The organism is Synechococcus sp. 'PEA 65AY6A-5F PE A' (assembly GCF_047462575.1).
GTDB lineage: Bacteria > Cyanobacteriota > Cyanobacteriia > Thermostichales > Thermostichaceae > Thermostichus.
Window position 1 is genome coordinate 1 of record NZ_JAOALE010000063.1, and the last position, 7,076, is coordinate 7,076.

Annotated in this window: 7 protein-coding genes and 2 pseudogenes; 5 read left to right on the forward strand and 4 right to left on the reverse strand. The window is 60.5% G+C overall.

The window, feature by feature from the left end; translation table 11 throughout:
• Positions 1-452 (forward strand): annotated as a pseudogene (locus tag GG26_RS13225) (hypothetical protein); the annotation flags it as partial.
• Between the two features lie 48 nt (positions 453-500).
• On the opposite strand, the gene GG26_RS13230 reads toward GG26_RS13225, so the two are convergent.
• A complete protein-coding gene (locus GG26_RS13230) occupies positions 501-713 on the reverse strand; it encodes a phenylpyruvate tautomerase MIF-related protein (RefSeq protein ID WP_011431387.1) in 213 nt (70 codons plus the stop codon).
• A 168-nt stretch (positions 714-881) separates the two neighbouring features.
• On the opposite strand from GG26_RS13230, the gene GG26_RS13235 reads away from it, so the two are divergent.
• Entirely contained in the window at positions 882-1,256 is a 375-nt protein-coding gene (locus tag GG26_RS13235) for a RidA family protein (RefSeq protein ID WP_011431385.1), read from the forward strand.
• Positions 1,257-1,279: 23 nt separating this feature from the next.
• On the opposite strand, the gene yidD is transcribed toward GG26_RS13235, so the two are convergent.
• Positions 1,280-1,582, reverse strand: coding sequence for a membrane protein insertion efficiency factor YidD (gene yidD, locus GG26_RS13240; RefSeq protein ID WP_099812756.1), 303 nt, complete (start codon positions 1,580-1,582; stop codon positions 1,280-1,282).
• A 182-nt stretch (positions 1,583-1,764) separates the two neighbouring features.
• Here yidD and GG26_RS13245 point away from each other — a divergent pair, with 182 nt between their 5' ends.
• Positions 1,765-3,054: an MFS transporter gene (locus tag GG26_RS13245; protein WP_414391112.1), complete on the forward strand. Its 1,290-nt coding sequence runs from the start codon at positions 1,765-1,767 to the stop codon at positions 3,052-3,054.
• 78 nt (positions 3,055-3,132) lie between these two features.
• The gene (locus GG26_RS13250) at positions 3,133-3,969 is read left to right on the forward strand and encodes a SpoIID/LytB domain-containing protein (protein WP_011431382.1); all 837 of its coding nucleotides are present in this window, start codon (positions 3,133-3,135) and stop codon (positions 3,967-3,969) included.
• A 173-nt stretch (positions 3,970-4,142) separates the two neighbouring features.
• Here the strand turns inward: GG26_RS13250 and tilS are convergent, their stop codons facing one another.
• Together tilS and GG26_RS13260 are read right to left on the reverse strand one after the other, a co-directional pair.
• Positions 4,143-5,153, reverse strand: a complete 1,011-nt coding sequence (gene tilS, locus GG26_RS13255; protein ID WP_011431381.1) for a tRNA lysidine(34) synthetase TilS — start codon at positions 5,151-5,153, stop codon at positions 4,143-4,145.
• 40 nt (positions 5,154-5,193) lie between these two features.
• Complete coding sequence (locus tag GG26_RS13260; protein WP_011431380.1) at positions 5,194-6,372, reverse strand: HrcA family transcriptional regulator; 1,179 nt, start codon at positions 6,370-6,372, stop codon at positions 5,194-5,196.
• 358 nt (positions 6,373-6,730) lie between these two features.
• On the opposite strand from GG26_RS13260, the pseudogene ureA reads away from it, so the two are divergent.
• Positions 6,731-6,975 (forward strand): annotated as a pseudogene (ureA, locus tag GG26_RS13265) (urease subunit gamma).
• Positions 6,976-7,076 lie beyond the last annotated feature (101 nt).

Below are 7,076 nucleotides of genomic sequence, written 5' to 3' on the forward strand. Positions count from 1 at the left end.
GGAGCTGGCTAGGCTCAAGACTCACAAGCTGCGGGGGTTTTGGTTGCAAAAGCTTCGTCGAATTACGGAAACCGGAGAATGCAATCCACAAAGCTGCGGGCAAGGTCATTGACTTCTGTTTGCACCACTCAATTGGGAGAATAGTCTTTGGTTGGAACAAAGAATGCGGTTTAGGGAAGGTCAATAACCAAAACTTTGTTTTCATTCCAACAGGTCGGTTCAAGGAGCGTATTGCGCAATTATGTCAGCATTATGGCATGGAGTTTATTGAGGTAGAGGAGGCGTACAGCTCGCAGGCAAGCTTCCTAGATGGAGATGAGCTACCTAATTATGGTGAAAAACCCGACGGGTGGAGACCCTCTGGGCTGAGGCGAATGCTGCCGCCAACCTGCTTAAGAAAGTCAGCAGAACCTTGGGGCTTTGCCTTCAGGAACTGTCTAGAGGCGCTTTGACAACGCCGTTACGGGTTCTTTTGTGGACTGCGTAAGAATCCCCCGCCTTTAGGCGGTGGGAGTGTCAATCTTGATCTCCACATAGCAGCAGGGATCCCCACTGCCGGCAAAGGTCATCGGGATCCCTCCTTCAAAGGCGGTCATCACGTAGGCTTCCAGCTTGCCCACCTGTTTGGCCAGAGCAGCAGAGAGCGACTTGAGCAGCGCCTCTACAGCGGCAGGTTCCGGCTTTAGAGGCGTTTGCAACTTGATCAAGGGCATAGGCACTGCTTTTTGTCGACAAGTTGATCTTGCCGTTGCCGGCTTGTTTTTTGCGGGATCCCCCTGTGGTAGCTTAGCTGCAGAGTTCCGCCGATCCCCATGGAGCAGAGGAAGCCGGTCAGTTCTGAGCCTAACCACCCCACTCGAGCTGAGGCAGGGCCGCAGGAGGTGCGAACCGAGGCTGCTCCTGCCCCTGTCGGCCCTTACAGCCAGGGCATTGCCGCTGCGGGGCCATTTCTATTCGCCGCCGGACAGGTGGGCCTGGATCCCAAAACCGGCAAGCTGGCGGGGGAAGATGTTGCCTCGCAAACTCGGCAGGCGCTGCTGAACCTGAAAGCCGTGCTGGAAGCAGGGGGAACAAGCTTGGCCAATGTGGTGAAGACCACCGTTTTTTTGGCGGATATGAAAGACTTTGCCGCCATGAACGCGGTTTATCGAGAGTTTTTTGCCGCCGATCCGGCACCGGCCCGCTCTTGCGTGCAGGTGGCTGGCCTGCCCTTGAATGCCTTGGTGGAAATCGAGGCGGTGGCCTGCTACCGATAGCGGCGGTTAAAAGCTGCAACTCTTCAACCCCCAGATCCAGAATGTTGGCCATCTGGGCTGGGGCGACCGTTTTCCTCGGGTGCGGATCCCGGCAAGTCGGGCACCGGGTCGTAGCCTCCCGGGTGCCAAGGGTGGCAGCGGCAGAGGCGGCGGATCCCCAGCCAACCGCCTCGGATGGCACCGTAGCGCCGCACGGCTTCCAGGGTGTACTGGGAGCAGGTGGGGTAGTAGCGGCAGGCAGGCGGTAGCAGAGGGGAGATGGCCACCTGGTAGCCTCGAATCAGGGCAACTAAACCGCGAGTCAAGGGATCCGACCGTTCCGCCATAGGCCAGCGTACAAAAAGGCCATTTCCAGGCTAACGTCTGCCCTCCTGCGCAGCTCCAGACAAGAGGTTAAGATCCAAAAAGTCACCACCCAAATATACATTTCGTAATACTTCTGTTCGGGGATGCCGTGGAGACGGCTTTGCTCCTCGGCATGGTTGTAAGAGTTTCATCAGGAGTGGGCGTGAGGGCATTTGGGCGGCTACAGCCAGCACAGCGGCGCAACTTGGGCATTTTGTTCGTGGCCGGGCTGCTCTTTTGGGCCAGTCTGTCTGCGCTGTTACCCACGCTGCCGCTCTACGTCCGGGATGTGGGCGGCACCAGCCAAGAGGTGGGCTTGGTGATGGGGGCCTTCTCGATTGGGCTGCTGGCTTTTCGTTCTTGGCTGGGGCGGCTGGCGGATGGCCACAGTCGGCGCATTGTGTTGCTCATCGGCATGGGCGCGGCGGGGATGGCGCCTTTGGGGTACTGGCTTTGGGATTGGATCCCGTGGATAGCGCTGGTACGGGCCTTTCATGGGATCAGCATCGCCGCTTTTGCCACCGCCTACGTTACTTTGGTGGCGGATTTTGCCCCGGAAGAAAAACGCGGCGAGATCTTGGGCTACATGAGCTTGGTCAATCCCATGGGTGTAGCCATCGGCCCTGCTTTGGGCGGTTTTTTGCAGGAGCTGGCCGGTTATGGCCCTCTGTTTCTCTTCGCCGCTTTGCTGGGGTTGGTGGGCTTTTTCTGTACCCAATTGGTTCGAGAGCAGCGCCGTGGGGATTGGGGATCCCTGCCCTCGGATGGGGCGTTTTGGGGCCTTGTGCTCAGCCCGAAGGTGTGCTCTCTCGCCGGGGTCATGTTGTTGGTTGGCCTGGCCTTTGGCACCCAGACCACGTTTGTGGCTCTGTTGATCCAAGAGGCCGGAGTTCCCCTGAATCCAGGTCTTTTTTATACGGCGGTGGCCCTGTCCAGCTTCGGCGTGCGCCTGCTGGCTGGTCGCGCTTCCGACCGCTACGGGCGGGGGCCGTTCATCTCGCTCAGCCTGGCCACCTATGCTCTGGCGATGGGGATCCTGAGGGTTGCCGACAGCGCTGCGGCTTTTCTCGCCGCCGGGATCGTGGTGGGGTCGGGTTTTGGCACCTTGATCCCGCTGATCTCCGCCCTGGTGGCGGATCGCTCTGAGCCGGCGGAGCGCGGTCGCCTGTTTAGCTTGGTGATGTGTGGCTTTGACTTGGGCATTGGGCTGGCGGGGCCGATCCTGGGCACGCTGGCGGGGGGGTTCGGGTATCGGGCCATGTTTGGCTACGCCGCCCTTCTGGCGTTGGCTTCCTTGGGCTCTTTTCTCTGCTTCTCCAACGGGCGACCGGGATCCTCCCTGCGCTTTGCCTTGGGCCTGGAAACCGATCGGTTTCGACAGCCAGATCCTGTCCCTTCGGAACAGCCCCAGCCGTCCCCTCCCCTGCCAACGGGATCCCGTCCTGCCCTCTAGGCACCCTGATTTTTGTCCCCAAGTCCGATTTGCCCTATCCTAGGCTGGGGTTGCTGTACAAAAAAGAACTCTGGGCAGATGGGAGCACGGGGTTGGCTTGCCCTCCTGGGATCCCTGCTGGTGGGCGCCTTAGGGGGATGGATCGAGAGCGCTTGGGGGGTAACGGTGCGGGTGGCCTTGGCCGATGCCACCGCCCCTTTGGTGGTGGGGGTTTCTCTCCCTGCCCAACTGACCAATAGCCGCCAAGAGGTGCTGGCCGAGTTGCCCCCCATGCAAGGGTTTCTGGCCCAGCCCGGCCCTCAGGGGGTGCGCCTGCAGGGGGTGGTCAGCCCGGTGTTGTTCATCGAGCCGCAAGCGGGTGGCCTGGTGGCGGTGGATGGCCGCTGGTATTCTGGCAAAGTGCTCCTGACCGGCTACAACCGCTTGCTGGCCATCAATTACGTGGATCTGGAAGACTACGTGGCCGGCGTGGTGGAAGCCGAGATGGGATCCCGCTTTCTGCCCGAGGCCCTCAAGGCCCAGGCGGTGGCAGCCCGCACCTATGTTCTTCACCACCGCAATTCCCGCGGCTGGTTTGACGTGTTTAGCGACACCCGCTCCCAGGTGTATCGGGGTCTGTCGCAGCGCTCGGCAGCCGCCCTAGCAGCAACACACGCCACCCGCGGCATCGTCATGGTGTATGGGGGGCAATTCGTGAATGCCATGTATAGCGCCAGCGCCGGCAGCCAAACCGTCGGGGTGAGCGGGATCCCTTACCTAAAAAGCCTGCCGGATTTTAGCCCCTATCCCAAGTACGGGCATGGCATCGGCATGAGCCAGTGGGGCGCCCAAGAATTGGCCCGCCGGGGCTGGACTTACCGCCAAATCTTGGCCTACTACTACCCCGGCGTCAGGTTTGGCCGGTTGCCGGATTGACCTACTCCCCCTTGCTCTGGGTTGCCAGGGGTGCCCATCTCCCCAGGTTGCCCTTCAGCCGCAAACGGGCCGGGTTCACCCTTGGCCGGCTTCTTCTGGTTAAGACCGGAGTGGACCTAAATAGGGCAGCCACAACTTTGCCCAAGAGCTTTTGTGGGCATGCCGATCCCGGCCTAGGGGACAAAACTGGCGGGCTGAGAAGCAGCAACCCAGACCACGCAATCTCCCCTCACCTCCAACCAGCCACCCCCTGGGTAGTCGGGGCTGCGGCTGCGGCGGCCTGCTTTCAAGAGCCGGATCCCGGCTTCCACCTGCTCAAAAGTCGGGTGATGGGGCAGCAGCAGCGACAAGAATTGGAACATCACCTGCCGCTGCAGAGCCAGGGGCGCAGCCCGCAAGGGATCCCGTCGCAGCCCCGGCAAAGCCGGCTCGTACACCTGCAACCATAGTTGGGCGGCTTGCGCCACCACCAGCTCATGCTCTGCCTGCAACAGCGTGGCCGCCCGATTCAAAGCCGCTTCCAGTTGCGGGTTAAAGTGCTGCTTGAGATAGGGCATCACCTCTAGGCGAAGGCGGTTGCGGCCATGAGCCAAATCCTGGTTGCTGCGATCCGGCCAGACCGGCAACTGGTATTGTCGGCAGAACTCTTCCGTTTCCCAGCGGGAAAGGCCCAGCAGGGGACGCACCAACCAAGCGGAGGTGGGATCCCGCTCGTCCAAACGCCGTTGCCAATCTAGGCTGACCAGGCCGGCAGCCCCCGTGCCCCGCAGCAGGTTCCACAAAAACGTCTCCGCCCGGTCGCTGGCCGTGTGCCCCGTGGCCACCGCCTCGCAGCTCCAGGTGCGCGCCCATTTGTCCAGTTGCTGGTAGCGCCAAGCCCTGGCCCCCGCCTCATCCCAGCGGATGGGATCGGCAGTCTCAACGGCGTGGGGCAGGCCCTGCTGTTGCAGCCATCCCTGCAAAAACTGGGCACACGCCGTCTCATCGGCTGACCAACGGTGATCGCAGTGCAAAACAAAGATCTGCCACCGCCAGCGCGGCTGCAAATCCCGCAAGATCTGGAGCAGGGAAAAAGAATCTTGTCCGCCGGAAAAAGCTACCAGCAGCCGCTGGCCGGGGCGAAGCAGTTGCCGCTCGCGAATGGCACACTGAACCCGCAAGTGAAGAGGAGAAAGCCTGGCCACAGTTGGCTATTGCTCGGGGGCAACCCAGACCTGGGATCCCTCAGGCAAGGGCCCGAGTGAGATGCGAGGCCACCGTCTGCACAGCCGCAATGCTCCGCTCGTAGGCCATGCGAGTCGGCCCCAGCAAGGTGACCGTCCCCAGCGGCGCCGAGCGGCGGCGATAAACTGAGGCGATGACCGTGCAGTGGTGCAGCGATTCCAGCGGGTTCTCGCTGCCAATGTAGATGATCACGGGAACGTTGTGGGATGGATCCTGATCTGCGGTGCTGGAGGATGCCTTCTCCCTGGCCGACGGGGCCGAGAGAGCCGCTTCGCTCGTGAACAGGCAACCTGGCGTGGAATAGAGCCCGATCATCCCCTGCAGCTGCTCGGATCCCTCTTCGAGCAACTGGGCCACCGCCTGCATCCGCTGAGCCTGGGAAAACTCCGGCTGCCGCATCAGCTCCGTCATGCCCGCGCTGAACACCTGTCCTAGAGAGGGCCGCAGGTAGCGTTGGACTACCGAGCGCAGCAGTTGCTGCAGCCAATGGCTGTAAGCGCGAAACTCCTCATCCAGCTTCAACCAGCTCAGATCCTGCAGCTCGGCAAAAGTCTTGCCCCGCAATTTCAGGGTGAGGAAGTTGCTCAGTAGCTGCAGTTCATCTTCCAGATCCTCGCGCCGATCGTCAGGCCAATCCGGTGGGCTGACCAAGGCCGAGTGGGTTTGATAGGAATCCGTAACCACCAGCACCATTACCCGCCCCGGCCCCACCGACAACAACTGCACGTGGTGAACGGCTACCACCGGCCCCTGGGGAGGGGTGATGAGGGCGATGCAACCGCTCAAGTGGGCCAAAAGCTGTGCCACCCTCTGTAGGAAGCTATCGAGGTCGTCCCCCAGCTCACGGTTGAGCTGATCCAGCAACTGCTGCAGCGCAGGATGGGGCTCCGGCTGGGGAGCATCGTTCGGGATCCCATCCATGTTGGCGGAGCTCAACAGATCGTTCACATAGACCCGATAGCCAAAGTCAGAAGGGATCCGACCGGCAGAGGTGTGGGGCTGGAACAGCAACCCAACCTGCTCCAGCGTGGCCAAGTCGTTGCGAATGGTAGCCGTGCTGACTCCGAGGTTGTAGGACTGGGCCAAGGTTTTGGAGCCGACAGGTTCTGCCGTGGCAATATACCTGCGCACCGTTGCCCACAGGATCTTCCGTTGTCTAGGAGTCAGTTCGAGTTTCATGGCTGCTCAAAAGAACCCAATCAACACCTGCTAAGGGGAATTAGCCAATGGATCTCAGGTCAACCAAGCTAGGGCTAAATGAGGATCAGATAAACTTTTACTTCTCTCTTTAACTTTATTGTTACCCTTTCATCTTGGGTTGCAGGCGCGGAAAATTGCAACAGCAGAGGTGGAAAGAGGTGGAGGCTCTTGGTTTGGCGAGAAAAGCGGAGCTCCCTGTAGCCTCTGCATCCTTATTTTTGCCCAAAGGGGGTACTAAAGTGTTAAGTCAACTCTAGGCTAAGTGAGCCTGCTGCTGCCTGTTCTGTATCGTTTTGTATCTTTCGAGGTCGCTCCATGTACTTGTCCCCCCAGGAGGTTGCTCTACCTGGCCGTCCAGCTAGCTCGGGATCGGCGGCAGTGGGGCCTCCAACTCAATTACCCCAAGGCGGTGACCTACCTGAGCGCAGCTATCTTGGAGGGGCGCGGGAAGGGAAAACCGTTGCTCAGGTGATGAGCGAAGGTCTGACGTGGCTGAGCCGAGAGGACGTGATGCCAGGGATCCCGGAAATTCAAGTAGAGGCCACCTTTCCCGACGAAACCAAGCTGTTAACCATCCGCTAGCTGCTTTCTAAGGATCCCCCAAAGACCCAGAGACTTTAGGAGGTTGTCCATCAGAACCTCCGGGGTACTCCCGCCACAGCGCAGCTTGGCGGGATGGGGGA